Source organism: uncultured Shewanella sp. (assembly GCF_947501225.1).
Taxonomy (GTDB): domain Bacteria; phylum Pseudomonadota; class Gammaproteobacteria; order Enterobacterales; family Shewanellaceae; genus Shewanella.
The window spans coordinates 124,132-150,133 of the sequence record NZ_CANMUW010000002.1; the positions used below are offsets into that span (position 1 = coordinate 124,132).

Consider the following 26,002-nt stretch of genomic DNA (forward strand, 5'->3'; position numbering starts at 1 on the left):
TCAATACAACCACACTCGTAACATAGACAGTAACTTGTCGGTGTCGACCGGTTTTGCTAAATAATCACTGGCACCAGCTTCTATACATTTGCTACGGTCCCCTTTCATCGCCTTGGCAGTCAGTGCGATAATCGGCAATTTCTTATATTTCTGCTTCTTACGGATAGCTTTCATCGCATCGTAACCATCCATCTTGGGCATCATGATATCCATTAATATCAAGGCTACATCCGGGTTTTGATCTAACTTCTCTATGCTTTCCAGCCCATCCCGGCCGACAACAATCTCGATCCCCTTGTCTTCCAAAATACTCGACAGGGCAAAAACGTTGCGCATATCATCATCGACCAGCAACACTTTCTTACCGGTTAACGCCGTCTCTTTATCATGCACCGCCTTCAACATCCCCCGCTGCTGTGCAGGCAGACGAGACTCAACCCGATGTAGAAACAGTGCTGATTCATCTAACAGACGCTCCGGCGATTTAACCCCTTTGATAATGATGCTTTCGGCATAGCGGCTGAGCTCTTTCTCTTCGTCCACACTCAACTCTCTACCGGTATAAACGATGATCGGAACTCTGGCGGCTGAGTCACTGCGCCGTATTTGATCAAGCAGTTCAAAGCCGGATAGATCTTCGAGGCCTAAGTCTAAAATCATGCAGTCATATCTGTTAGTCTCAAGCTCTTGCAGTGCCTGTCTGCCGGTCGCCACGCCGACAATGTGGATATCCCCTTCACCTAACAGCTGACGAATACTCTCTCTTTGGATCTCATCATCTTCGACAATAAGCAACTTTTTAACGGACTTAGAGATTATCGCCTCTATATCCCCAAAGGTCTTATTCAGCTTGTTCAGATCGACAGGCTTGGTTAAATACCCAATTGCCCCCATTCTCATAGCATCGAGGTTATCATCGCTGGCAGACATAAAGTGCACGGGGATATGACGTAACTCTGAGTTCTCTTTTAACCTTTCCATCACCGTCCATCCATCGATGCCCGGCAGACCAATATCTAAAATAATGGCACTCGGTTTGTAGTAATCAGCAAAGTGCAATCCCGTTTCACCGGTTTCAGCGACGATACATTTAAAGCCGCGTTCACGACCAAAGTCCCGCATTACGCCGGCAAAGGCGCGATCATCTTCGATGATTAATAAAGATTGATCGTCAGCGGTAATCGATAACCTATCATCATCGACATAGCTCTCCTCTTTCACATTCAGCTTCACATCTGGGCTCTGCACAGATTGCGATACCAATGTCTCTTCGCTATTCACGGCACGTTGATAGATGGGGAGCTCACCGACGATACCAGCCTGACCTTCCTCTTTGTGAAGGGCTGTAGCACCTTGCTCCACCTCCCCCATAAGCGGAATGGCCATGGGCTTGCTGACAGGTTCAACGTCCTTCTCCTGATACGCCAGAGGCAGCACAACAGTAAATGTGCAACCTTCTCCCTCTTCACTTTTAAGCAAAATCGTTCCACCCAGAAGGTGAGTAAGCTCTTTCGATATCGACAAGCCCAACCCGGTACCGCCGTATTTGCGACTCGTGCTGCCATCAGCCTGCTGGAACGCCTGGAAGATACCTAACTGCTGCTCTTTCTTTATTCCGATTCCGTCATCTTTTACGGTGAAAGCGACCAAAGACTCCTTTGGCTGTTGCAAGCGCGCCGCAACGTCGTCGTTTGGCTGGGCGATGTTGAGGGAGACAGCGCCTTCATCGGTAAACTTAAATGCATTTGTCAGCAGGTTTCGTAAGACCTGCTGTAATCGTTGCGAGTCGGTTTCGATTACATCGGGGACATCGTCAGCAAGAGTGATATCAAACTCCAGCCCTTTTTCAACGGCGATATCTTTATACAGACGACTGATATCTTGCTCTATCTCGGTAAAGGAGACATCTTCGATTAACAGTTCTACCTTACCCGCTTCAACCTTGGACAGATCTAAGACCTCATTAATCAGCGATAGCAGATCAGATCCCGATGAGTTAATGGCATTGGCAGACTCAACCTGTTTATCATTCAGGTTGCCCGTGTTATTGCTGGCAAGCAACTGAGACAAAATAAGAATGCTATTGAGCGGAGTCCTGAGTTCATGGGACATATTTGCCAGAAACTCAGATTTATACTTACTGGCTGTGGCCAACTCTTTCGCTTTCTCTTCAACGATAGTTTGAGCTAAATGCAGTTGATCATTTTTTTCCTGCATCTCAACCTGCTGCTCTTCGAGCGCCTTGGTTCGCTCCTCGAGCTCCTCGTTTGTCACCCGAAGTTCCTCTTGCTGCGCTTGCAGCTCAGCTTCAGACTCTTTAAGAACTTTGGTTTGCTCCTCCAGCTCCTCGTTGGTGACCCGTAACTCTTCCTGTTGGTGCTGCAACGCTTGCTCTGACTCTCTCAAAGCCTGAGCCTGATCTTTTAGATCATCATTGGCTTTACTCAGATTCTCTTGTTGCTCTTGTGCTTGGGCCAATAGCGTGCGAATGACCAAACGCGCATTGCCCGCTTCAAATAGAATCGCCGCACTGTTAATCACATCTTTGACAAATTGCTTTTGGAGTGAGGTGAACTTTGTCGTTGAGCCAAGTAACACGACGCCGATTAAGTGCCCGTCAACAGTTAAAGGGATCGACATATAACTCTTCAGGCTTGTCTCACCGACGCCATAATTTAATGTCGGCGCATCATCAGAAACATCGGAGAATATAATGGTCTCCTGCTCCAATGCCGCTTGACCTACCATCCCTTCACCCAGTTCAAGCTGATTGAAATTTCCTTGTCTGTCGGTGAAGCAATAACTGGCTCTGAGGTGCAATTTTTTCTCTTCGAACAGATATAGCGCCCCGAGTTGACTCCCCATATGCTTGGTGAAGAAATTTATAAATAGACTGGAGAGTTCTGATAACTCAATATCCCCACGCAACTTATCATCTAAGCCCTCTTTACCTGACTTGATCCAGTCAAGCTCACGTAATTGAACCGCCATACTATTTAACGCGACTCCAAGATCCCCCAGCTCATCTTTGCGCTGTAATGTCAGCTTTGAACTCAGGGTTCCGGCGGAAATATCCCGGGCAAATTGCATCGCCTCTATCAGCGGCTCTGTAACCGAACGGGAAAACTTTATCGCCACAAATACCACGACAAAGATCAGTAGAATCGTTGTGAACACAACGGCTTGATAGAGAGAGATGATCGGAAGGGTCACCTCCGCTTCATTGATTTTAGAGATCAGATACCATTTGTAGCCCGGTACATTCAGCATATTGTAAATCACCAAAACTGAATTACCTGAACTATCGATATAGGTATTTTTACCTCCCCGGGTGCCGGCTTCAATGGCATCAACCCAATAATCCAGATCTCTTTCGAAGCGATAACCGACGACATAACTGCCATCGCCCATGGTGGCAATATCACTACGTAACTCAATCTGGCTGCTTTTGCTGTCGAGGCCGATGATGTAGGACTCACCCGTCTCTCCCATACCCACCCGGGAATTAACAATATTATTGATTAAGCCGGGTGAAACCTGCACTGAAATGACAGCGGTCATCTCACCTTTTTGGTTCCATACCGGGCTGGAGAGGTAGGCACTTTGCTCCTGCTTACGCTCATTACTTGCGTCAAAATCAGAAAAAACTGGTTCACGGGTATTAACCGTTTTTAACCACGCCTGCTTTAGTGCCGGATCACCGCGATATTCTGAGAGCTCTATTCCCACTCGCTCTTTATTGGTTAAGGAGTAAAGCAAGCGTCCCGATTTAGGCTCAAGAATCACCAGGTCATCGTAACCATAGTCATCTAAAAATGGTTTAAAAAAAGTATCGTAACGGTTTGCAATATCAGCGGAAGATAGCTCACGGTTATTGCTCACCTGAACGATAAACTCATTGACTCTTGCGGCCTGAGCCAGGGTGGTTAACCCTGCTATACGTTCATGGAAGAAATCATCGATAGAATGAATTCTCAATGATTGAATTGAGCTGAGACTTTGGTATGACTTATCGATCAGCGACTCTGAACTTAATCGGCTGCCATAGATAGCAACAGCAATCATTGGCAAAATACCAAAAGTCAGTAATAAGCCAAGCATTTTAGGACGTAGACGAATGTCTGCGAATTTGAGCATTAATACACCTGAGTAGAGCATCAGTTTTTATTAATGTTACTTTCTAGCAACTAACAAACTTACTCAACTGTTTAACAAGATAACTTTGATCTTCAACAGCTTTTTTTAATCAAAATAACCAATTGAGTACAAATTGTGACGGGAACCGGCACTAACGCTCGCTTCACTCCAGTTTAATCTTGGTGCCGCAAAAGCAGATCAAACTAAGGTGACTAACTTTTCAATGAATCATCTTTAATGGTGGGCTTGAATGTTGAAGTCTGGTTGTTCTATGGAAGACAATAATGATATTTTTTTGATAGCACTGAAATAAACTAGTTAATGGATTAATTAATGAAGCCCAAAATCTACCTAAATTATCTGGTTGCAGCAATGTTAACGGCCCCCCTGCTTAATTTACTCATCGACAGTGGTGGTATCACAGCCGGAAAGCTTATCTGCATCGTTCTTCTTTTTTCCAACCTGTTACTAGCCTCACTCTTTCATCAGGAGAGAGTGAAGAATCGAGCCACAACGATAAAAACCAGAGGTTAATCTTATGGCATACCCAGCCAATAAATTCTCGGATTACCACGCTCATCTCTATTTTGATGAAAGCACTTTAGTTCAGGCTACTGAGCTCAGAGATAGGGTCTATAATCAGCTTGGCTTTCACGTGGGTAAGTTAAATACCAGACTTGTCGGCCCCCATCCTAAGTGGAGCTTCCAGATCTCATTTAACGGTGAGCAGTTTGATACTTTTCTGCCCTGGATAGACAAGCACCGCAATGGGTTATCTGTATTAATACATCCGGTGACCGGCGATGATTTAAGGGACCATAGTGAGTATGCCGGTTGGCTGGGTCAGCCGCTGACGCTGAAACTATCGATATTCGGCGCACAGTGAAGCCATGTCCGGATGCTGAGTTTCTATCAACCATGCTTAAATGATTTATATACAAGGCGGGGTATCACATGAGCAGGGATGAACCTGTTAAGCAAGGCGACATAATCTAAGCTATGCCTGCCAGGTGATTTCGACAACTTCCTTACTGAGTGACTCTTTCCGCTTTTATAGTTCTGTTGAAATGTTGGCGGCATATCGATAAGTATCTGCGCCTTAAACTAATAATCACCAAGCTCTACTTTTACCACAAGATCATAGCGCCAGAGCTTAACCTGATATTCAAGCCCAATATCGAGTCGTTGTTGGCGCTTTATACGCTCGATAATAGTTTGAATGGCCTCTTGTAAAACGATTTGTTGACACGGATGAGGTAGCACTAATCGTTTGCCAGCGTACGTGTTGCTTCGATCAGTTATCATTTATCTTGTCGTTAATATTTTTGCTTAGGAGCATCGATTTAAGCTGGTGCTTGCCATTTTTGAGGTTTTTCATTGCTGTTTCGCGTGCCCGAGATAAATCTCTTACAGCCTCATCTTCAGGTTCTGAACCATAAATAGGGCTAATATCTCGATTCTTTGTGAGCTGAGCCATTTTAGTACATCTCGCTTATCCGTTTTTACCCGCTCGCCAAGTTTACTCGGGATGAGTGATGTTGCGATGTCATAGCGACAGTGGCCCAGGCTAATAAAAAACGATCTACCCAGTAGCCACAAGACACTGATTAATTAGCAAAATATAGTGTTGCTTGAGGATATTCACACTCGAATTTTCGAGCAAGTTTACGTAGCTGAGCCTTGTTACTGGGAATCCGTCCAAGGTGTACAGGACTATGTTCTCGGCCGTCTTCGACATAGGCAACTTCAACAAATTCTTGGTGGATGTCTAAATCAATGAAAATTATGCTATGTTTTCTAATGCTAGCCTCCATTTGCAATATGATATGGTCACAAATACAGTATGGCTCTGGTGAAAAATTTAACTATTTAGGAATAACCCACGAACTTGAAGGCTAGCAGTTAGTGGGGAGTCTTTATGTCTAGCGCTTGACAATCGGAACGACTTTTATGATCACAGGCCAGCAAACAAATCCAGGAGTCGCCCGATTACCGAAGGCATTTGTTGATCGGCTGGCGACCCCCTTTGTGCGCTTCTTGCGTATTGAGACAGCGGGTGGGGCTATTCTTCTATTGTTTACTGTTGCCGCGCTCGTTCTATCCAACTCACCCTGGGCTTACTCATTCGAGCACGTATGGGAGACACAGGTAGGTCTTCAGGTTGGTTCACTCGGGTTTACCCGTTCGCTGCGGGAATGGATCAACGATGGCCTGATGACACTGTTTTTCTTTCTTGTCTCATTGGAACTTAAGCGGGCATTGGTTCTCGGAGAGTTGCGCAAGCCTCGCATAGCCGCGCTATCCATAGTCGCAGCCCTGGGCGGCATGGTCGTTCCCGCTGCGATCTATTTAGCATTGCAATCAGGACTGCCCGGCCAGCATGGTTGGGGCACTGTCATGGCAACTGACACGGCGTTTGTTATCGGTTGCCTGGCCCTGCTTGGCTCGCGCATTCCTCAAAGCTTAAGGGTGTTTATGCTGTCTTTAGCGATTGTTGACGATATCGGTGCCATACTTGTCGTCGCAATCGGCTACAGTAGCAATATTGCCTGGTGGCCGTTGGTGGTGGCTGTACTTGGCTTTGCGATTATACGCGTCATGGCAATGCTCGGCTTTCGAGGTTTTCTGCTCTACTTTCTTGTGGGCTTGGTTATCTGGCTTGCAGTGGATGCGTCCGGGATCCATGCTACCATCACAGGCGTGATGCTCGGCCTGATGACCCCAGCGCGTCGATGGGTCAGCGATGAGCGGTTATACGCGATATTGGGTCAGGTTATTGCGCATCCAGCCAGCAGCGAAGGCAGCGGGGACACGAAGGACCGACACACGTTACAAATGGCAGAAATTGCCGCTCGTGAAACGCTATCTCCAGTGGAGCGTCTGGAGATTGCGCTACATCCATGGGTGGGTTTTGTCATCATGCCCCTGTTCGCATTTGCCAACGCTGGTTTGCCACTCACGTTAAGCGAATTGGGAAGCTTGCTCACCGTGGCGATTTTCTTGGGTTTTGTGCTAGGTAAGCCTATTGGTATTCTATTGTTCTGTTGGCTGGCTATACGTTTGCACATTGCGATTCGCCCACCAGAACTCAGCTGGAGGTTACTGCTTGGCGGCAGCTTACTCGCCGGAATCGGCTTCACCATGGCGCTGTTCATTGCGAACATAGCTTTCGACAAGAGTCTGATTGACAGCGCCAAGCTGGGAATCTTCCTCGCATCCGTTTTCTCTGCTGTGGCGGGACTTGCAATTTTGATGTGGTTGCCTGCACGTGTAAAAACTCCTTGAACAAGTCACAAATGAAAACTGTACATACCAGCATGGAGCGATGATAACGAGTGCAGTTCATTTTGCCACTGGCGCTGCAACGCCACACAGTGTGTGGCTGTAGCTCCAAATGCCTGGCGGCTTATTACGGCCGCTGCTTACATCGTTAGAAAGCCATGGTTAGTAAAGTCATAAACCGATAAATCAGAGCGCTAATAAGACCAGAACCAAAAGCAAAAAATTTTAGCAAGTTTACAACTTGAAACTCTCAGAGCTATAGAGGGAGTGTTGTTGATGTAATAAATTCTCAAAGTTTTAACTCTTATAATGCCTATGTTATGGGGTTACAACATATTCGTTTGGGGTTAATTTCGGGGGAGGGTTACAAGCCCTCGGGAAGTCGTCACCGGGTCAAGGCCGTGATGCCCCGAGCCGTGAGTCAGACATCTTCAAGTACAGGCGATACTCAGCCGGATGATATTCGACTCGATGAACAGGGGGTTAAGGTCTCTAAGTCCGGTATTCATTGCGAGCGGACCAAGGTCAAATTTTATCTGTTTCATGCGCTGTTTAGTCAGCCCGGGCTAATATTTTCAAGAGATCGGCTGATGCATATCATCTACGATGACCACCACTTCGTCAGTGACAGAACCATAGACAGCCATATCAAGAGGGTACGCAAGAAGCTGGCCTCTATCGGCACCAAGGAGAGCGTCATTCACTCAGTATATGGCGCGGGCTATAAATCTGAATAAGACACTCTCTTGCCTGATTAGAGACGGCAAACTGTCGTTAAGAACGGGGATTATATGAGCTGAAATGTGTTAATCAGATTTATTTGACTCATACTTAGTTAATGAAAACATTGTTTTGTCATCACAATCAGGCATTGGTGTCTCAGATAGCAATTCGGCATAAACCGCAGCCTTAACTTTATCTTTTCTGTGCCACGAGTTAACACTGTACAGCCACATAAACTTAGAATAGATCTCAAAGTGTTCAATATGCTGAACCCGTATAAGGCTGCTAAAGGCACTATCAAAATCTCTTAAATCTATATAATAATCAGCTAAAAACAAACATGGTTGAATATAGGCTTCACATAACTTATCCAGCTCGCGGATTGATTCATCCCGGGGTAACTTGAAAAGCTCACTTTGCAGATTTAACTTATATTTTGCATAAAGGGCTTCATCATCGCCTTGTTCAATGAGTGTATTTATCACGCTTATCGCTTTATTCGAGTCACCTTGTTTATAGATAAAATATGCTGTTTGAGACGTATCAGGGTGCTGCTGAATGTATTCTTGTTGATAAAGGTTCCATTTATCATTTATTGCTCTGCTCGATTCATAACTTTCATCTAACATAGAGTAAATTGTATATAAGGTATTAGCGCGAAGCATTGGGGTAAGCAGTAGAGAAAATGCAGCAAAAAACATAAAATATGCCAGAACTTTAGCTTTACAGCCTCTAGTCACTTTAGTGTCGAATGCAACTTTATGATTAGCAGGGGGATACCTTTGTTCTGTTATGATGGATATTCCAAGGCGAACACATTTATAGGCAAAAAACATAAAGCCTAGTAACACTGCTACATTAATAATCTGAGCATAAATTAACGCTCTCAGCCTGGATTCTATAGCTTCATTTTGACTTAAACCTTCTGTATCGACAGTTAACAGCGCTGAAAAATAATCTGTTTGCACCAAGATCCCTAGAGTAACCAGCAACGCGAATAGAATATAAGCCAGCAATTGTTTTCTTTTATCAGCCTTTACTATTTCCGACACAGACAATCCTTATCTATCAAACACGAGTAAAACACGAAAGATATCATAGTACAAAACAAGTATTCCTTAACAGAGCCTTGCGATAAGCCTAAGAAATTGCGCTAGTCCTAACCACCTACACAAGCCTACACCTATGACTACATTAGTTTTGGTTGATTACATCTCACAACCTAAGCTTTTTACTCTCAATCAATAACCGATACAGCGACATTGCGGCGGGGCCGGTTTTAGCGCCTTTCGGCAGGGTCAGATGCATGGGTACCTGATAGCTTTGAGCATTATCGACATTTAAAACCACGATATTTTCCATCTCTTTACTGCGACTGTTCAGCAGATGCTGCGGCAGACGACAGAAACCTGCGCCCTGCTCTACGGCCTGCCAGGCGTGGTCGAAGTTATCCACCGTGATGCGCTGACGGGACTTGAGCCAGCCCACATCCTGCTTTGCCTCCTGCTTTACACCTGGCATCACAGTGCCGCCAAGATCTCTGACGACTATCTGGCAACTGGTGGTGAAGTCTGCAGAACACAGAGGTTGTTTTTCTGCAAGCGGATGTTGCCTTGCCACCACGGGCAGCATGGTCACAACTCCGAAGGCCTCACAGGGGAAATTGGTGACAGGCAGAGTAACGATGGAGATATCGGCCAGCTCCTCGGTCACCATCTGCGTTGTTTTTGACAGTGAAGTCTCTACCACCTGTATGGAGGTACTGCTATTTTGTTCCAGAAACTGTGCTACAGGTTGATATAGCCAGCTGCGATCGCAGAGATGGTCGATGGCGATGGTTATCTCCGATTCGATCCCTTTCGCGAGCTGTGTGCTTATCTCCTCCAGCTCCCTCGCCTGCTCTAACATGGAGCCGGCCCGGCGCAGCAACGCCTTACCATCGTCGCTCAGCACCGCTCTGCGCCCCTTTATCTGTACCAGTGACACGCCCAGCTGCGCCTCGAGTTTTTTAACCGCATAGATAAGCGTGGTGTGGCTCTTGTTGAGCGAGGTTGCAGCCGCCTGAATACTGCCGGCGCGGTCGATCTCATACAGGGTTAGCCACTGTTCCAGGGTGGTTTTCAATCTCATTGGTCAGTTTTCTCTACATTTAAGCGCAGTTTTATGAACTTTTATGTTCATTTTATACAGGTATTATCTTCCCCATACCAGAGAGCGGCAGAACATTTTTTGAAACCCGCTCTCACGTGAATCAATTCAGTTAAATTTATTTTGGAGATACGAGATGCAAAAGTTACTACAGGTCGATTTTGGTTTTAAAGGTCCTTTTGGTGAAGAGATGGCGACCATGCTTAAGGGGTTAGCCGAGTCAATCAATGCTGAGCCCGGAATGATCTGGAAAATCTGGACCGAAAATGAATCGCAACAGCTCGGCGGAGGCGTGTACCTGTTTGAGGACGAGGCCAGTGCACAGGCCTATCTTGAGATGCACACGGCTCGCTTAAATGAGATGGGGATATCAAACGTCAGAGGAGTGATTTTCGATATAAACCAGACTCTGTCTAAAATTAATCATGGCCCCCACCTGGTGGACGAAGCTACGAAGTAAGGAGTACATGATGAACAACAAGACATTTTTAACGGCTCATGGCACCATCTATGCGGTATTCACATTGGCACTATTTTTTGCTCCAACCGTGATGTGGCCCATGTACGGCGTGGAGATCAACGACCGTTACGCTCATTTCCTCTCACAGCACACATCGATATTTCTGGGAGGGATAGCCGCAATCAGCCTGTTATTGCGTGAGATTGAGACCGGTAAGCTGGCTAAGAATCTGTTTTTGGCCCTGACAATATCAAATGGCCTGGGCGTTATCATCACTCTGTACGCCGGCCTGACAGGCATCTTCGTCGGCTTTGGCTGGAGTGACCCGGCATTCTTCACCCTGTTGTCGGTAATGAGTTTTATGCAGATGAGAAAGCAGTAATATCTATAGCGGTTTCTGGCCGGAGAATAGCCATAGAAGAGCAATAAAAAAGGTGAGGTTTAAGCTTATGCTTAACTTCACCTTTTCACTTTAACTGTTTTCCTTAAAGCGCTAGCCACAGCGGCCATAGTGACTATCTAATCAATACAGCGGCGCTTCGCCCTCAGGGCGGGTCCTGAGCACCTTCAGAAACCACATATACTGCTCAGGATAGGCTAAGATCACCTGCTCCACAGCCCTGTTCAGGGCAAGTGCTTCATTCTCTTTACCCTTCATCTCATCGGGGGCGATGGCAGGCATGACGGTCAGCTCATATTGCCGGCTCACCTGGTTATAGCCGATTTTAACCGGCATCACCTGAGCATTTCCGGCCTGAGCCAGACGTCCGACGACAGGCAGTGTCGCCTTAACCGTACCAAGAAATGGCGCAAATACACTTTTATCCGGCCCTAAATCTTCATCGGGGAGATAGAAGAAACTATTATCGTTTTTAAGCTCAGACAGGAGCGCTCTGATGCCCGCCTCACGCATATAGACGTTTCCCCCCTGACTGCTGCGCATACGGTTGCTAAACCAGTTAAACAAGCCATTTCGATGGGCCTTGGCCATAGTGACCATAGGCAGGTCCAGATTCAGCCTCAACCCCGCATATTCGATGCCCCAGACATGGGGCATGATAAAAATCACAGGTTGTCCTTCCGCTCGAGCCTGCTCAACGTGCTCAAAGCCCATCAACTTAACCCTGCGGCGCAGGTTTGCATCAGAGCGTACCAGCAGCTCTGATTGGGCCAGCAGGATCATAACAAAGTTTTCGACGTTCTCTTTGAGTAGTGCTTCGATCTCCGAAGCCGTTTTATCCGGAAAACAGGCCGTAACATTGACTCTGGCAACCGAAATAGGCTTCTTCGCTATCCTCATCACCAATTTGGCGAGCAGACGCGCCAGGGGGTCACGAAGCCTGGCCGGCATTAAGCCGAAGATAACCAATATCAGGATCCCAATCCAGGTTAACCAGTATTTGGGGTGAAGTAGCTCGGCTTTAAACGTACGATCAAAATACTTAGGCTTTCTTGACAAAAAACGGACCTCAACTAATACCAATCTGCTAGGTTTGGCCGGAGCACACTTACAGACTCTAATCAGGGGGCTTGGTTTTGTAACGCCAGTACCGTTACATCAAGGCAATACTGAGATGGAGTCATTGAAAAGTTTGCGTAGACCGATACGCTGCCAACAGAGAGTGGCAGCCCTCTTTATTTTCTCGTTACCCGGTGCGCCCTATTCCAAAAAGTTTGAACGGGCAGCGAAACTGTTACTTCCAATGAACTGCTTAATCAAATGAAAGTTAATTGATTTCACAGGTAAAATCGTGAGGCTAATGGGGTTGATATAAAAATCACCAACAAAAATATACAGAAAAAGCCACTACTGGAGTGGCCTTGACTGTAACTATTCAACGCGATTATTTTTTCGCGTTTGCCTCTTCGACTCGGCTTTTAAGCTTTTGTCCAGGTCTGAAAGTCACGACTCGGCGAGCTGAGATAGGGATATCTTCGCCTGTTTTCGGGTTCCTTCCCGGTCTTTGATTCTTATCTCTAAGGTCAAAGTTGCCAAAACCAGATAACTTGACCTGCTCACCACTTTCGAGTGCTTGACGAATTTCTTCGAAAAACTCCTCTACCATCTCCTTAGCTACACGCTTATTAATACCTAGCGTTTCAAAAAGATGCTCTGCCATTTCGGCTTTGGTAAGTGCCATATTCTTTAATCCCTCAACAGTGCGTTGAACTCGGACTTGAGTGCAGAAACCACTGAATCTACCATCTCAGCGATCTCTTTTTCTTCAAGTGTACGAGTGTTGTCTTGTAATGTAAGTGCGATGGCCAGGCTCTTTTTACCGGGCTCAACACCTTTACCTTGGTATACATCGAATAAGTTTAAGCCAACCAACTGATTTTGGCCAACTTTTCTTATCATTTTTACAACATCTCCGGCAGAAACATTGTCATCAACCACGATGGCTATGTCACGACGGTTCGCTGGAAACTTAGATACACTCTGGGCTTGCGGCAAGCTAGCATGTAATAAAGCGTCCAATTCAAGCTCAAAAACAATTGTTTTACCATTGAGACCAAAAGGCTTCTCTAAGCTTGGATGTACTGCACCAATGATACCGATTACTCGATCATTCCTTAATATTTCAGCACATTGCCCCGGATGCAGAGCAGGATGTGTCGCACTTCTAAAAGTAAATTCCAGATCGGCAGCTGTCAAGCCGATGATGGCTTCAAGATCGCCCTTAAGATCGAAGAAATCGACCGTTTTAGACTCCATCGACCAGTGCTCATCGTTTTGGTTACCGGAGATCACGGCACCCAACATCGGCTGCTGACGAACATTGGACTCAGCGCTGGTATCCGGAACGAAACGTAGGCCGGTTTCGAATAGACGAACACGGTTCTGTTGACGGCTCTGGTTGTAACCTACGGCACCTAACAGCCCGGTAAACATAGATAGTCGCATCGCTGACATCTCGACAGAGATAGGATTCGGCAATATCATCGCCTCTTCACCCGGATGCACCAGATTCTGTAGCTTAGGATCCACGAAGCTATAGGTTACCGCCTCCTGGAATCCGCGTGAAACCAGCATGCTGCGAACACGTCTGATATTGATGTCAGACTCTTTGTGATCAGGCATGCTCAATGAGGCGACAGGCGCTGTATTAGGGATATTGTTGTAGCCATAGATACGAGCTACTTCCTCAATCAGATCTTCCTCGATAGCCATATCGAAACGATAGGTAGCCGTTGTGACTTCCCAGCTATCGTCTTTAACCACTACTGCAAAGCCCAGACGCTCCAGGATCTCAGTTACTTCCGCATCTGAGATATGGTGACCCAGGGTGCGATCCAGCTTACTGCGGCGTAATAAGATCTCAACAGACTTAGGCAGATGCTCATCGGACTTAGCTTCGACAACAGGACCGGCTTCACCGCCACAGATATCAAGAACCAGACGTGTGGCACGGTCCATCACCTTGTGCTGCAACTCTGGGTCCACACCACGCTCGAAGCGGTGTGAAGAGTCTGTGTGCAAGCCTAAACGACGAGCCTTACCTAAGATCGCCAGAGGAGCGAAGAAAGCACACTCAAGCATAATATCCTGAGTATCGGTAGTCACACCTGAGTACTCGCCACCAAACACACCAGCAAGCGCCAGAGGCTGCTCTTGGTCGCTAATGACTAGAGTGTCTGCTGGAACGGTGATCTCGTTACCATCAAGCAGTGTAAGCTTCTCAGAGCCAGATCCCATGCGCACCTGTATATCGCCAGCTAATTTAGCCAGGTCAAATGCGTGCATTGGCTGACCAAACTCAATCAGTACGTAGTTGGTAATATCGACAATTGGGTCGATTGAACGGATACCACTGCGGCGCAACTTCTCCTGCATCCAAAGTGGTGATTCGGCTTTAACGTTAACATTCTTAACCACACGGCCTAAATAGCGCGCACAAGATGCCGGCTCCTGTAGTTCGATGTTTACCTTGTCATCGATAGTCCCAGTAACCGCTTCCCAGGTTGGCTCTGTCACAGACTGACGGTTAAGTACACCCACTTCACGAGCTAAACCGGCCATACCTAAGCAATCTGCACGGTTAGCAGTCAGGTCCACATCGATAACGGCGTCATTCAGGCTTAGGTATTCACGCAGGTCTGTACCGATTGGCGCATCTTGCGGTAACTCCAGGATGCCGTCGCTTTCGACGTCGATGCCCAGCTCGCCATATGAGCAGAGCATACCAAACGACGGCTCACCGCGTAGTTTGGCTTTTTTAATCTTAAAATCGCCTGGCAAGACTGCGCCGACCATAGCCACCGCAACTTTAAGGCCCAAACGACAGTTTGGTGCGCCACAAACGATGTCAATCAACTCATCTTCACCGACATTGATCTTAGTAACACGTAGTTTATCTGCATCGGGATGTTGGCCACACTCGACAACTTCACCAACGACAACACCGGTGAACTCACCGGCAACAGCTTCAATACCATCCACTTCCAAACCAGCCATGGTGATTTGATGGGATAACTCTTCACGACTAATGCTTGGGTTTACCCACTCACGAAGCCAAGATTCACTAAATTTCATGCTAATACTGCTCCGTTATTTAAATTGCTTGAGGAAACGTAGGTCATTTTCAAAGAAAGAACGTAGGTCGTTAACGCCATAACGCAACATCGACAGACGCTCAACCCCCATACCAAAAGCAAAACCAGAGTACTTATCAGGATCGATACCAACACTGCGCAGTACATTCGGGTGCACCATACCGCAGCCCAGAACTTCGAGCCATTTACCGTTTTTACCCATCACATCGACTTCGGCAGAAGGCTCAGTAAACGGGAAGTATGAAGGACGGAAACGAACCTCTAGATCTTCTTCGAAGAAGTTACGTAAGAAGTCATGCAGTATGCCTTTAAGCTCCGCAAAGTTAACATTCTCAGCAACCAGTAGCCCCTCAACCTGATGGAACATGGGAGTATGAGTCTGATCGTAATCGTTTCGGTAAACACGACCGGGAGAGATGATACGCAGAGGCGGCTTCTCATTTTCCATGGTGCGAATCTGCACACCTGAAGTCTGAGTACGCAACATCACCTTAGGATTAAAGTAGAAGGTATCGTGATCGGCACGAGCTGGGTGATGCTCAGAGATATTCAAGGCATCGAAGTTGTGGAAATCATCTTCGATCTCCGGACCTTCCTTGACACTAAAGCCAAGCTCACCGAAGAAAGTTTCTATTCTTTCGATGGTACGAGTCACAGGATGCAGACCACCGTTGTCGATGCGTCGACCCGGTAATGAGACATCGATGCTTTCCGCTACAAGTTGTGCTTCAAGCTCTTTTGCCTTCAGATTGTCTATTCGTTCAGACAGCTGCTTTTGTACTGCTTGTTTCGCCTGATTAACAGCTTGGCCAAATGCCGGTTTTTCGGCCGGACTTAGCTTCCCCATCATCTTCATCATGTCGGTAATTTTACCTTTCTTTCCAAGGTAATCGACACGAAGCTCATCAAGGGCTTTTAAATCATCTGTCCCTTCAATGGCAGCTAAGGCCTGTTCTACGATCTCTGTTAACTGTGACATCTTCTCTTCCAGTGCGTGCGACCCAATGGCCGTTACTTTGTAGTACTAGCTATTTTTCTTTATGAAAATAGAAAAAGACACGAATTTTACGTGACATCTGCCCTTTTGACTAGTGTAAATTAACTGTTTTATCTGTTAAATCCCTATTTAAGTGAGCTCTTTAGGCTTTAGGGAACATTTTTTGAACGCCCGGTTGTTAACAATAAATTAGCAGAAGGTTACAGTTTTGCTCGCGATCACCAATCGAGCAGGGTAACATCTACCGTGTATCTTATAATTAAACATAAAAACAAGAGTCAATGCGCAAACGCTAGGCAAAACTTAGCATCAGTACATCAACACGCTATCCATGGTTGCGCCATCGATAAATTAATAAAATTAAGATCACTACAGAGAGAGCCTTATGAAAGAAGTTAAATTCCGCTGGATTGATCAGTATCTGATCCACATGACCTTGAAAACTAAATTTTCAATCTTAGCTATAGTCCCTATCATCACTTTGATAGGTCTTGCTTTACTGCTGAATAGTCAGTTTCAATCCGAGCTTAACCAGACTCATCAAAACGCTAACCTCAGACAGGCTCAAGACATTAACGCCATTGTCGATATCGGGTACGACTTCATCGCCGAATCGAAGCGGGCCGAATACCTGCAGGCAGTAAACCGCATAACAGATACAAAACTTGCCAGCAGTGTCGATAGTAAGAGCGAGCGTCTGGCCCAAAGAGGCGGCGGAAACCTCGAATCCTCATCGGGCATGCTCGCGGTCAGTAAGATAAGCAATCACCGTTTAGTAACGACATCTAACTTGTCGGCGCTGAAATCCTCGGACGACAGCGGCCTTTGGTGGTCTATGGCACTGTCAGTAGCCGCCATGATAGTTATCATCATGGTGACCGGTTACTACATATCGACATTCGTCGGTGGCGCACTCTACACCAGTGTTATGGCACTGAAGCGGGCCGCCGATGGCGACCTCACAGGTCGACTCAACTTTTTCGAAGTTAAGGATGAGTTTAGTCTTCTGGCTATCAGTATCGACACCCTGGTCGAACGGCAACATACCCTGGTCAAGCAGCTCACTCAGGCCAGCACACAGATCCGTCAGGTCGTTCAGTCCTTCAGACAAAATGCCCAGGAGGGCCAGTCCCTTGCGGCAAATCAACGCCAGCATCTTGACTCGCTCGCCACCGCCATGGAGGAGATGACCGCAGCCGTGATCGAGGTCGCCAGAAACGCCGAGCAATCGTCGACAGAGACTCAAGAGGCAAACACTCAGGTGGATGCCGGTTCCAAAGATATTGAAACCACAGTAGTCGCAATTGGCGGTTTATCCAATGAGATAGCCAACGCCTCTACAGCAGTACACGAACTGAATGAAAACGCGGCCAAAATTGATGAGGTCGTCACCACGATCAACGCCATTTCGGAGCAGACCAACCTGCTCGCGCTCAATGCCGCCATCGAGGCTGCAAGAGCCGGTGAACAGGGACGCGGCTTTGCCGTGGTTGCCGACGAGGTCAGAACCCTGGCCGGTAGAACTCAATCTGCGACTGTCGAGATAAAATCTATGATCGAGGCACTTCAGTCCGGGGCTCAGAACCTGACTCAGGTGATGAAGCGCACCGTAGATAAGGCCGAAGATGGTAAGAAACATGTATTGGATACGGGTGAAGATCTCAAAGCGATTGCACATCACAGCTCGAAGGTGATGGAGATGAGCGTGCTGATCGCGACATCGGCAGAGGAGCAGTCGTCGGTGGCCAACGAGATAGCGTCTAACCTGATGGAGATCCGCAACCAATCCCATAACGTAGAGCAGTCGGCCAATGAGTCGGTTTCAGGCTGTGATGAGCTGCATGCCACTGCAGAGCAGTTAGACACTCTGTTGGTCGGCCTCAAGCTCTGACCTATTCATATACTCATCTGTGGCGAACAGTTCAGTTTAGCTTGTAACCGAACTGTTCGCGTTTTTAATTCAATAACGTACTGAATAAGCTAATATTAAGTTGTCAGGTGAAAATTAAAATTCGTTGGGTGCCAATTAAGATTGAGGAGAGATATGGGTAACACCAGGATCAGTAAACCTAGCATTCAATCTCCCCATTGGAGTGACAGTTTACCGGTCAAATTTTCAATTATTCAATTTATTATCGCATCACTGATCATCATCTCCAGTGTTTGGCTCCTCTTCACCATAGAGAAAAGCCACCAGCTCCAGGCTCAGGTGACCTTGAGCCAGAATCAAGGTCTGGCCATCGTCGCCAGACTTCAACAAACCACCTCAGGCATTGAGAGCCTGGCTGTCTCTATGGCTTCCCTCGGCGAGATATACCGCCATAACAGTGAGGTGTTGGAGCAATCGATTCCGGCACTACTGGACAAGAATGGCAAGTTCGATCTTATCGCCGGTGGTGGGATCTGGCCCGAACCCGGCAGCTTCGATGCGGCTAAAACCCACCATAGCCTGTTCTGGGCGAGAAACAGCGCTCTGGAACTCGAGCGGATCGATGACTACAACAGACTCAATGGTCCCGGTTATCATTCTGAGAACTGGTACAAGCCGACCCGTTTCTACCCCAGTGGCACTACCTACTGGTCAGAAACCTATGTAGATCCCTATACCGATGAGGCGATGATCACCGCATCTGTGCCTATGTGGGCGGAGTATCAGTTTACCGGTGCATCTACGGTCGATGTCACTCTATCGGGTTTAGGCCACTTCTTTCATCAGGCGATGAATGAGAATCAGGGCTACATGTTCGCCCTGGATCATAGTAACAAGGTATTGGTTTCCCCCATAGAGGAGGGGCAAGACACAGTTTTCGATGACCGGGCACTATTTAAACCCTTCGCAAATTTCACGGCTGAAAACCCGATATATGAACCGATAAACAAAAAGTTAATTGAGCTTGACAGTTCATTGATCGCAACATCACAAGAGAATCCGGCCTATAATCGATCTCAGCTCGCGGATCTGATGAGCACCACCCATGTCTCACAAAGAGAGAAGCTCACGGCGCTGATAAACCTCAACGCTAAAGGAAAACCGAAATCGACCACCTTAGTTGCCTCATTTGAATTAGGTCACGACCCTATCCTGGGTGAACCCACCCTGGTCTCTGTCTTTCTTATGCCTAAGACCTTCTGGAAAATTGTGCTGGTCACCCCGCTCTCCTCCCTTAACGACAAGGCAAATATCATCGCCGCCAGGATGGGCCTGTACCTGCTGCTCATGCAGTTAGCCGCGCTGATTTTACTGTTTATTTTGCAACATAAGCTCTTTATCAGACCTATCTCCAGGATGGTGAATGCGCTCCAGGGCAATCAGGTAGCCAAGCTGGAGTTAGAGGCGGCAATAAGCAAAGATGAACTGGGGCAGTTAGCCCGCGCCTTTATCTCAAGAAACCAACAGCTGGAGGTGGCGTTCGCCAGTCTGGATGCGAGTAACCTGGCCTTAGAGGAGCAGCTGACCGTTCAGAGGTTAGCTCAAACAGAACTTAAATTGAGAAAGGCGCAACTCAACTCACTATTGAACTCATCCCAGAATCTCATCAGCATCAAGGATATCGACGGCTCCTACATTCTGATAAACGACAGGTTCTGTGAGATTATCGGTGTTGAGAGGTGTAATGTCATCGGAACCAGAGACAGCCAGATTTTCCCCTCTCATATTGCCGAGCTGATTTTGAAACACGACAGGGCCGTATTAGACACGCAGAGCCCCTTGAGCTTTGAACAGCCCATCCCTTCTGTTCAGGGAGAGATCATCTATCAAGTCACAAAATTCCCTATTAAAGATGATGACGGCAACATCACTTCCATAGGTAGCATGGCATTCGAGATCAGCTCACAGAAGTTGATCAGCCAGGAGTTACAGGAAAAAAATGTGTCACTTAATCTTGAGTTGGCTAAGTTGGCCCATCGTCTATCGGTTACCGAACAGGAGAGTCATCAGCAGCAACAACTAATAAATCGACTGGAATTTACCATTTTGAAACTCAACAATCTGCAGCAAGTTGAGGTGAAGAATCACGAACTATTCCCGCAGCTGTTTGCCACCTTAATAAAACAACATACCCGGGAACAGAATTCAATGCTGTCGCTGATCTGTAACTATAAAGCCGGCAGCGAACAGAGCAATATCGATGAGATAATCGATCGCTTAACTGAACACACCGATAAGTTGAGGCATTTCGAGCACCTTATCGTGAGTAAAGATATGGCAATCAAGTCTATCAACCTGTCGCACTACCTTTCTCATCTGCTGGTCGTTCTGGATGCGCAGCTCAGCGAACAGCATGTTGAGGCCTCGATAGATTGTGACAGTAAATTAACGGTTAACGGCTCTTCATGGGACCTGTTGCTGATATTTTACTCCCTGCTCAATAACTGCCTGTCTCACGCTTTCACCGGATCGGGAAAGCCGAACAGGATATCGATCAGGGCTGAGTTGGCAGATGAAGATCTGCTCATCACCGTCGAAGACAATGGCCGGGGGATCCCACAGGACAGACTTAAGCTACTTAAGGAACAGTTAGCGTCGAATGCCTACGCAGGCACCCTATCGAGCCTGAATGCGTGGCTGGCATCTGAACTCAGCGGCACGTTGAAGATTGACTCTGAGTTCAATGAGTTCACCCGGGTGAGCTGCAGATTTCCACATGAAAGAGCGGGTAATGGATAACAGCCTGCATTTCGGGCAGTAAAAAAGGTGCCGGAGCACCTTTCAAACAGAGGTTTTGATATCGCTTGCTATCAGAGCGAGACATCGACCATGTAATGGCCCTGTAACCAGTTTCGACCGATGAGAAATTTATAGCTCATCTTAGAGCGGTCTTTCAGGTTAACCTTAACCTTGTACTCCTGCCCGGGCTGACCCACTGTCAGCTCGACCATATAGCGTACCTCACTACCTTGAGCGTTACGGATCAAAGAGGTTTCAACGATCATGGCGGTGACGCGATGAGACTCTCCCTTCTCATTTTCTGTGGTAAAGCTCAGGCGTTTACCGATATTTTTCTCCATATCTTCTTCGCCATTTTCAACCACCAGATCTACGGCATGGAGTGAGTTCTCGACGGCGCCGGTATCGATTCGGGTATCAAAGATCAGCCCCGACTCCAATATGCTGATTGGCGCCACCGGCCCGATAACTTTTTTCTCAGAAACATCGACGACATACCTGCCCTTTAACCAGTTACGGCCGATGAGTAACTTGTAATCCATGTGACTTCTGTCTCTGAGGTTGACCCTGACCTTTCTCTCCTTGCCCTGAAAGCCGACATCGAGATCCACCATATAGCGCGTCTCTCTGCCCTGTGAGTTGCTTACGGTTGATGTTTTAACGATCTTCGCGGTCAGGCGCTTCTGCTCACCCTCTTCATTTTCGGTAGTGAATGATAGATTTTTACCGATATTATCTTTCATCTTCTTTTCACTGCCGCCTTCGACCTCCAGATCGAAAGCATGAAGAGAGGTATTCACTGCCCCGGTGTCGATTCTGGCCTCATAACTCAAGCCGGCCTGCCCGACGGACATCTGCTCCGTAGAACCTATGATGGCTTTATCGCCGGCCCAACAGGTCGTAGAAGCGAGTAACAGACAAAAGCCAATTTTTTTCAGCATTCTTTCTTCCTAATCCTTATTAGCAATTCTACTAAATATAGTATCACTCTCGCATTCACAGACTTGAACTTCAGCTGAATGAACTGATATTTATAGAAATAACACTTATACCAAAAGGTACAAATTTAAACACATTACCGGACATGGTAAGACAGACGTCAATCCGGTAAACCTGAGCTCAATAGCTGAGCTTAAGAAATGTCGGCGACAGGCCGTCACTTTGCGACCAACTGCATCTGCCAGAAAAATTTAGCATGAGTCGCTGACTGCCCATCCATGACTGAGAGTCGAGACGCCAACTGTCGCAGGCTCGCACCGTTTAGTTGGTCTATGACTCTTTGAGCCACTGCACGGCGAGGCCCAAATCGCTGCGCTCGAACACCCGAACCGGACAGGGGATCATATAGGCTAAGGCATGCGCCATCCCCGAAACCATCCGACTGTCGGTAATGAAGGCGACCCGATAAAAATCGGTGAGGTGAAACAGGCCGAGTTTTGCATCATCCCAAAGTGTGCCAACAGATATCCCCTCGAAACGCTCATCAAACTCATACCAGAGCTTAATTGAAGCATGATCTTTTAGCTTCTCTTCGATAACAGGCAACAGATGCTGATCATAATCATCGGCAGTGACCACTCCCGATGCCCTGATCGCGACGGTATCATGATCAAAACCACTTAGTAATTCAAGCATCTCGCACTCCTTGCATCCGCTGACCGAGGAAATTAATACACAAAATGAAATACAAATAAACTAAACAAGGTGGCCGTACAGAAGCAGTGGCAAACATGGATACTTCTGCGTACACCCTCTCTGTAATACCTAAAGTGTCTTGAAAACTGTACCCCCAACCAAACAAGAACAAACGGGATAAAGGGTAAGGTGATCACAAATGGGAAGAAGCCCCAGCCCAAACCGAAGGCATACTGACTGAAGAGGTGCACCAGAGCCCAAAATATCAGTAAGGCAAAATAAACAGCAAAGTGCTGTTGATCGAAAGAGTTACGCCAGATATTCAACTAAATCTCCCTAATGTGAATCTAACTCCCATCCGACTTAAGGTGCGATCTTTCAAAAATGAATCAGAACTGATCATCGGCTAAGTGAAATTGGGATAATCCAACATTAGGTGCCTTCTGCATATGACACAAGTTATCACATGTAAAATTATGTAAGCAATTATAAAGTAAACAGAAGGTTACTCAGCGATAAGAATTTTCGAAATCTCCTGATCGAAGAGGTTTTTTATCAAACCAGAAAATTCAGTGATAAATATCGATTGTTTTGGCGTTGCTTTTCGATTTGCGACACTCGCCAGAATCTCTTCGAGATCATAGACGATAGCATCGATCTCCCGGATAACCTGATTACGTTGAGCAAAGGTCAGAGATGGGTTTTGTCCACACACCATAATGATCTGTGCTGAAAGCTGCTCTTCAAATAGCTCCATTACAGTATCATCAGACACGCCTGCACCTTCTTTTCCCTCAAATAGCCCTAAGTGCTCAGTGAGGAATTGAATTAGATGCATATATCCATCTTTATCTGTAACCATCTTCGACCCTATTCATGTACTCAGTTAGAGCATGGTAGATACCATGCTCATTATCCAGTTTAATAGACATTTTTTTCGCATTATGGAACAGTTTTCAGCTCGAGTCTCGATTTTACTTTGTACTTTGGGCTTAACGACTTAAATTCAAAATAAATGAGACAGGTACAGATTGACTTATCGATGAGAGTCCTGCGATCTCTCTTAATTTCTCGATACCGCTCGTAAATCCGTATTGTGCTGCATTCACAATAATGGGTTGTGTACTCGCAACCAACAGCCGATTATCACTAAGTTTAGCAACTGTGACCAAGAGTGCCTTTCGTTGCATTGTACCATGCAACTTTATATCGGCTGCGATCTCCATCACTTCAGTCTCACCGACTTCAATATTTGACAACTTATCCATGTCTACCACCGCAACGAGCTCCAGGACCGGAAAAGCCCCAACTTCAAACAAGATATCCTTCAACCGGCTATCACGGATCTCAACGTTGGTCCAAACGCTGGCAAGTTCAATATTGAGTGTAAATGCCCCATGCTCAGTCAATTGACCGGAAAATCTTTTAAAGTGATTTATCTCAGCAACATCCACTTTCTTTGTCGTAATAAAGCTGATGGTTGAAGCATCGTCGTCGATAGACCAGGGTGCAGCCGAAGCCATACACCCAAATGTTAAAAGTAATATCCCTATAATCGATGTTTTCATATTCTCCCCTCTTTGGTGCCTGTAATTGATTATGAAGTCACGCGGACAAAATTTGCACAGTTACAAGTATAAGAATGAAAATGAGAATTTGTAAATGTATGCCATCGAAGAGAGGTGAGGAAAGGTTGAGGGATAGATTGACTATCCCTCATAATGAGACAAATGCTAAGCCTCTATGGAGCCAGTCTTGTGACATCCCACTGTGAGTTATCCTTAGAGTAGAGGAAACGGTCATGCAGACGATGTTCCCCCCCCTGCCAGAACTCGATGCTCGATGGTTTTACAAGATAGCCACCCCAAAACTTAGGCAGCGGTACCTCTCCCTGACTGAACTTTGCTTTCATCTCAGCAAACTTAGTTTCAAGTGCCTGCCTTGCAGAAATTTTACTGGACTGTTTAGACACCCAGGCTGCAATCTGACTCTCTTTGGGTCTGGTAATAAAGTACTTCATCACCTCAGCTGTCGATAGCGGCTCGGCTTCCCCCGTGATAGCAACCTGACGCTCAAGCGAGTGCCATGGAAACAGCAAACTTACTTTGGAATTGACCTCAATATGCTGAGACTTTCTGCTCTCAAGGTTGGTGAAAAAGACAAAGCCATCCTTGCCGAAACGTTTCAATAAGACGATTCTCTGAAAGGGTTGACCATCTTCATCTACCGTTGCTACCGACATGGCCGTCGGATCGCTGAGCAGCTCTGAGTCGCGAGCTTCTTCCATCCATTTAGAAAAAAGCTCCAGAGGATCGACGGGAAGGTCCTCTTTATGAAGCCCTCCCAACGTATACTCGCGTCTGATATCACTCAGCTTTGACATTTCTGTTTGTTCCTACTCTTGATTAGATAAAAGATGAGTGATGACTGCTCACCTTTAGTGATATTTATTTATTCGCGTCACACCATACATGCAGTAGTTCAAGACCCAAGGTTGCACCGGCGAGCGCCGTGATCTCTGCGCTATCATAGGCTGGTGCAACTTCAACCACATCCATACCGATAACATTCATACCACTGAGCCCACGGATGATCTTCATCGCCTTATCACTGGTGAGTCCGCCACAGACCGGGGTTCCGGTTCCCGGCGCATAGGCGGGATCCAGGCAGTCGATGTCAAAGGTCACGTAGAGTGGCATATCACCTACCCTTTGCTTGATCTGAGTCACGATCTCATCTGCGCTCATATCGTTGGCAGCACCGGCATCGATAACCTTAAACTTATGGTCATCATGATTGTATTCGGTTCGAATACCGATTTGTAGTGAATTTTCCGGTGCGATCAGCCCTTCATTTGGCGCATGGTAGAACATGGTGCCATGATCGTACTTGCTTCCCTGGCTATAGGTATCGGTATGCGCATCGAAATGAAGCAGGGCCATCTTGCCATGTTTCTTATGGTGCGCCCTGAGCAGGGGTAAGGTGACAAAGTGATCACCACCAAAACTTAACAGGGCTTTGCCCGAATCAAGGATAGCCGTTGCGAAGTCTTCGACACGCTGGGTAAAGTCGGCCGCATCACCACAGTCATAAACCAGATCCCCGGCATCGACAACCTTAAGACGTTCACTCAGCTTAAAATCCCATGGCCAGCGCGTTTCTTCCCATGCAAGATTAACCGACGCCTGACGAATGGCGCCAGGTCCCATCCGCCCACCAGATCGCCCCGTCGTTGCCATATCGAAGGGCAGACCCAGAATAACAACATCGGCATCACTCTGAACCGGGTTAAAATCTAAAGGCTGTCTTAGATAACCAAATGCATTGGAATAGAGAGAGTAATCGGGTTTATCTGCAATTGTGGTCATAAAAGCTCCATAATATTAATAGGAATCAT

Annotated in this window: 22 protein-coding genes and 1 pseudogene; 8 read left to right on the top strand and 15 right to left on the bottom strand. The window is 46.7% G+C overall.

All coding sequences use genetic code 11. The annotated features are described in order from the left end of the window. The gene (locus tag Q1B47_RS04120; RefSeq protein WP_299789060.1) at positions 1-4,137 is read right to left on the bottom strand and encodes a response regulator; all 4,137 of its coding nucleotides are present in this window, start codon (positions 4,135-4,137) and stop codon (positions 1-3) included. 333 nt (positions 4,138-4,470) lie between these two features. Between Q1B47_RS04120 and Q1B47_RS04125 the strand changes: the two genes are divergently transcribed. Continuing rightward, positions 4,471-4,671 (top strand): hypothetical protein, encoded by a 201-nt coding sequence (locus tag Q1B47_RS04125; RefSeq protein WP_299789063.1) that lies wholly within the window; start codon positions 4,471-4,473, stop codon positions 4,669-4,671. Between the two features lie 4 nt (positions 4,672-4,675). Next, positions 4,676-5,023 carry a DOPA 4,5-dioxygenase family protein gene (locus Q1B47_RS04130; RefSeq protein ID WP_299789066.1) on the top strand — a complete coding sequence of 116 codons (348 nt, stop codon included), beginning with the start codon at positions 4,676-4,678 and terminating at the stop codon, positions 5,021-5,023. Between the two features lie 114 nt (positions 5,024-5,137). Here Q1B47_RS04130 and Q1B47_RS04135 read toward each other — a convergent pair. Further along, positions 5,138-5,939, bottom strand: a pseudogene (locus tag Q1B47_RS04135) (transposase); the annotation flags it as partial. A gap of 148 nt (positions 5,940-6,087) precedes the next feature. Between Q1B47_RS04135 and nhaA the strand changes: the two are divergent. Then, on the top strand, positions 6,088-7,422 hold the full coding sequence (gene nhaA, locus Q1B47_RS04140) for a Na+/H+ antiporter NhaA (protein ID WP_299789069.1): 1,335 nt from the start codon (positions 6,088-6,090) through the stop codon (positions 7,420-7,422). Positions 7,423-7,739: 317 nt separating this feature from the next. After that, entirely contained in the window at positions 7,740-8,156 is a 417-nt protein-coding gene (locus Q1B47_RS04145; RefSeq protein ID WP_299789072.1) for a winged helix-turn-helix domain-containing protein, read from the top strand. A 69-nt stretch (positions 8,157-8,225) separates the two neighbouring features. On the opposite strand, the gene Q1B47_RS04150 is transcribed toward Q1B47_RS04145, so the two are convergent. Together Q1B47_RS04150 and Q1B47_RS04155 are read right to left on the bottom strand one after the other, a co-directional pair. Beyond that, the gene (locus Q1B47_RS04150) at positions 8,226-9,194 is read right to left on the bottom strand and encodes a hypothetical protein (RefSeq protein ID WP_299789075.1); all 969 of its coding nucleotides are present in this window, start codon (positions 9,192-9,194) and stop codon (positions 8,226-8,228) included. A 163-nt stretch (positions 9,195-9,357) separates the two neighbouring features. Next, the gene (locus Q1B47_RS04155; protein WP_299789078.1) at positions 9,358-10,272 is read right to left on the bottom strand and encodes a LysR family transcriptional regulator; all 915 of its coding nucleotides are present in this window, start codon (positions 10,270-10,272) and stop codon (positions 9,358-9,360) included. 154 nt (positions 10,273-10,426) lie between these two features. On the opposite strand from Q1B47_RS04155, the gene Q1B47_RS04160 reads away from it, so the two are divergent. Next, on the top strand, positions 10,427-10,750 hold the full coding sequence (locus Q1B47_RS04160; protein ID WP_299789081.1) for a monooxygenase: 324 nt from the start codon (positions 10,427-10,429) through the stop codon (positions 10,748-10,750). A 10-nt stretch (positions 10,751-10,760) separates the two neighbouring features. Next, positions 10,761-11,132: a hypothetical protein gene (locus tag Q1B47_RS04165; protein ID WP_299789084.1), complete on the top strand. Its 372-nt coding sequence runs from the start codon at positions 10,761-10,763 to the stop codon at positions 11,130-11,132. Positions 11,133-11,273: 141 nt separating this feature from the next. Here Q1B47_RS04165 and lpxM read toward each other — a convergent pair whose 3' ends face one another. The 4 genes from lpxM to pheS form a co-directional block, all read right to left on the bottom strand. After that, positions 11,274-12,209, bottom strand: a complete 936-nt coding sequence (gene lpxM, locus Q1B47_RS04170; protein ID WP_299789087.1) for a lauroyl-Kdo(2)-lipid IV(A) myristoyltransferase — start codon at positions 12,207-12,209, stop codon at positions 11,274-11,276. A gap of 385 nt (positions 12,210-12,594) precedes the next feature. Then, on the bottom strand, positions 12,595-12,891 hold the full coding sequence (gene ihfA, locus Q1B47_RS04175; RefSeq protein ID WP_299789090.1) for an integration host factor subunit alpha: 297 nt from the start codon (positions 12,889-12,891) through the stop codon (positions 12,595-12,597). Between the two features lie 5 nt (positions 12,892-12,896). Then, on the bottom strand, positions 12,897-15,284 hold the full coding sequence (gene pheT, locus Q1B47_RS04180) for a phenylalanine--tRNA ligase subunit beta (protein WP_299789093.1): 2,388 nt from the start codon (positions 15,282-15,284) through the stop codon (positions 12,897-12,899). Between the two features lie 15 nt (positions 15,285-15,299). Further along, complete coding sequence (pheS, locus tag Q1B47_RS04185) at positions 15,300-16,283, bottom strand: phenylalanine--tRNA ligase subunit alpha (RefSeq protein WP_299789096.1); 984 nt, start codon at positions 16,281-16,283, stop codon at positions 15,300-15,302. 403 nt (positions 16,284-16,686) lie between these two features. Between pheS and Q1B47_RS04190 the strand changes: the two genes are divergently transcribed. Together Q1B47_RS04190 and Q1B47_RS04195 are read left to right on the top strand one after the other, a co-directional pair. Next, a complete protein-coding gene (locus tag Q1B47_RS04190) occupies positions 16,687-18,192 on the top strand; it encodes a methyl-accepting chemotaxis protein (RefSeq protein ID WP_299789099.1) in 1,506 nt (501 codons plus the stop codon). 153 nt (positions 18,193-18,345) lie between these two features. Beyond that, positions 18,346-20,970 (top strand): PAS domain-containing protein, encoded by a 2,625-nt coding sequence (locus tag Q1B47_RS04195; protein WP_299789102.1) that lies wholly within the window; start codon positions 18,346-18,348, stop codon positions 20,968-20,970. Between the two features lie 71 nt (positions 20,971-21,041). Here Q1B47_RS04195 and Q1B47_RS04200 read toward each other — a convergent pair whose 3' ends face one another. From Q1B47_RS04200 to speB, 7 genes are all read right to left on the bottom strand, one after another. Continuing rightward, on the bottom strand, positions 21,042-21,911 hold the full coding sequence (locus tag Q1B47_RS04200) for a RimK/LysX family protein (protein WP_299789105.1): 870 nt from the start codon (positions 21,909-21,911) through the stop codon (positions 21,042-21,044). Positions 21,912-22,239: 328 nt separating this feature from the next. Then, on the bottom strand, positions 22,240-22,605 hold the full coding sequence (locus Q1B47_RS04205; protein WP_299789108.1) for an STAS/SEC14 domain-containing protein: 366 nt from the start codon (positions 22,603-22,605) through the stop codon (positions 22,240-22,242). A gap of 32 nt (positions 22,606-22,637) precedes the next feature. After that, positions 22,638-22,931 carry a hypothetical protein gene (locus tag Q1B47_RS04210; protein ID WP_299789112.1) on the bottom strand — a complete coding sequence of 98 codons (294 nt, stop codon included), beginning with the start codon at positions 22,929-22,931 and terminating at the stop codon, positions 22,638-22,640. A 179-nt stretch (positions 22,932-23,110) separates the two neighbouring features. Continuing rightward, a complete protein-coding gene (locus Q1B47_RS04215; RefSeq protein WP_299789115.1) occupies positions 23,111-23,467 on the bottom strand; it encodes a DUF3802 family protein in 357 nt (118 codons plus the stop codon). A gap of 130 nt (positions 23,468-23,597) precedes the next feature. Then, on the bottom strand, positions 23,598-24,173 hold the full coding sequence (locus Q1B47_RS04220) for a YceI family protein (protein WP_299789119.1): 576 nt from the start codon (positions 24,171-24,173) through the stop codon (positions 23,598-23,600). Between the two features lie 173 nt (positions 24,174-24,346). Further along, complete coding sequence (pdxH, locus tag Q1B47_RS04225; RefSeq protein ID WP_299789122.1) at positions 24,347-24,988, bottom strand: pyridoxamine 5'-phosphate oxidase; 642 nt, start codon at positions 24,986-24,988, stop codon at positions 24,347-24,349. A 64-nt stretch (positions 24,989-25,052) separates the two neighbouring features. Next, positions 25,053-25,973, bottom strand: coding sequence for an agmatinase (gene speB, locus Q1B47_RS04230; protein WP_299789125.1), 921 nt, complete (start codon positions 25,971-25,973; stop codon positions 25,053-25,055). Positions 25,974-26,002: the final 29 nt, after the last annotated feature.

Coding starts and splice junctions, on each gene's coding strand:
- Q1B47_RS04120 (WP_299789060.1), bottom strand. CDS start 4,137: ATGCTCAAATTCGCAGACATTCGTCTACGTCCTAAAATGCTTGGCTTA.
- Q1B47_RS04125 (WP_299789063.1), top strand. CDS start 4,471: ATGAAGCCCAAAATCTACCTAAATTATCTGGTTGCAGCAATGTTAACG.
- Q1B47_RS04130 (WP_299789066.1), top strand. CDS start 4,676: ATGGCATACCCAGCCAATAAATTCTCGGATTACCACGCTCATCTCTAT.
- nhaA (WP_299789069.1), top strand. CDS start 6,088: ATGATCACAGGCCAGCAAACAAATCCAGGAGTCGCCCGATTACCGAAG.
- Q1B47_RS04145 (WP_299789072.1), top strand. CDS start 7,740: ATGGGGTTACAACATATTCGTTTGGGGTTAATTTCGGGGGAGGGTTAC.
- Q1B47_RS04155 (WP_299789078.1), bottom strand. CDS start 10,272: ATGAGATTGAAAACCACCCTGGAACAGTGGCTAACCCTGTATGAGATC.
- Q1B47_RS04160 (WP_299789081.1), top strand. CDS start 10,427: ATGCAAAAGTTACTACAGGTCGATTTTGGTTTTAAAGGTCCTTTTGGT.
- Q1B47_RS04165 (WP_299789084.1), top strand. CDS start 10,761: ATGAACAACAAGACATTTTTAACGGCTCATGGCACCATCTATGCGGTA.
- ihfA (WP_299789090.1), bottom strand. CDS start 12,891: ATGGCACTTACCAAAGCCGAAATGGCAGAGCATCTTTTTGAAACGCTA.
- pheT (WP_299789093.1), bottom strand. CDS start 15,284: ATGAAATTTAGTGAATCTTGGCTTCGTGAGTGGGTAAACCCAAGCATT.
- pheS (WP_299789096.1), bottom strand. CDS start 16,283: ATGTCACAGTTAACAGAGATCGTAGAACAGGCCTTAGCTGCCATTGAA.
- Q1B47_RS04190 (WP_299789099.1), top strand. CDS start 16,687: ATGAAAGAAGTTAAATTCCGCTGGATTGATCAGTATCTGATCCACATG.
- Q1B47_RS04195 (WP_299789102.1), top strand. CDS start 18,346: ATGGGTAACACCAGGATCAGTAAACCTAGCATTCAATCTCCCCATTGG.
- Q1B47_RS04200 (WP_299789105.1), bottom strand. CDS start 21,911: ATGCTGAAAAAAATTGGCTTTTGTCTGTTACTCGCTTCTACGACCTGT.
- Q1B47_RS04205 (WP_299789108.1), bottom strand. CDS start 22,605: ATGCTTGAATTACTAAGTGGTTTTGATCATGATACCGTCGCGATCAGG.
- Q1B47_RS04215 (WP_299789115.1), bottom strand. CDS start 23,467: ATGGTTACAGATAAAGATGGATATATGCATCTAATTCAATTCCTCACT.
- Q1B47_RS04220 (WP_299789119.1), bottom strand. CDS start 24,173: ATGAAAACATCGATTATAGGGATATTACTTTTAACATTTGGGTGTATG.
- pdxH (WP_299789122.1), bottom strand. CDS start 24,988: ATGTCAAAGCTGAGTGATATCAGACGCGAGTATACGTTGGGAGGGCTT.
- speB (WP_299789125.1), bottom strand. CDS start 25,973: ATGACCACAATTGCAGATAAACCCGATTACTCTCTCTATTCCAATGCA.